This window comes from Streptococcus mitis, assembly GCF_003942965.1.
GTDB lineage: Bacteria > Bacillota > Bacilli > Lactobacillales > Streptococcaceae > Streptococcus > Streptococcus mitis_BH.
The window spans coordinates 1-530 of the sequence record NZ_RJOG01000093.1; the positions used below are offsets into that span (position 1 = coordinate 1).

Sequence of the window (530 nt, forward strand, 5' to 3'; positions counted from 1 at the left end):
TAACAATTGTGAATTGATAATTTTTAATAAATTTTTCGATAAAATAAATATCATTTTTTTGTACCAAATAGACAAAAATATAATAATAGATAATGATATAAACCTTTGACAGTTAAGATTCGGTATGTTACATTGATAGTATCATTATATTTTGTAGAAAAAGGTGGTTTTATGTCTAATGCTTTTAAAAAGGATCTAAAAGGTCATGGTTATTTTAGAAAGACAAACCTTGGTTTAGTGAGTGGGATTGCTTTAGCTACTTCATTAGCACTAAGTTTAGGAATTAGCAATGCTTATGCTGCTGAAACGCTGCCTACTAATTCGTCAGAAGCTGTAGTTAATGGGGCAACGCTTAATGATGAGGGTGAATTTGTTAGGGAAGAAAATGTATCTGTCAAAGAAGCTGAATTGAAAGCTAAAGTGGATGAGGTCAAAGCTGCTGGAGTGACAGTTGAAGAAAAGCCAGCTGAATCAGTTGGAGTAGCAAAAACAGAAACTGAGGAAGCTTCTTTAAAGAAAGAGGCAGAAAC

General features: G+C 32.6%; 1 pseudogene. It reads left to right on the forward strand.

Annotated elements, in window-relative coordinates:
* Positions 1-171: 171 nt before the first annotated feature.
* A pseudogene (locus tag D8837_RS09480) lies at positions 172-530 on the forward strand (hypothetical protein); the annotation flags it as partial.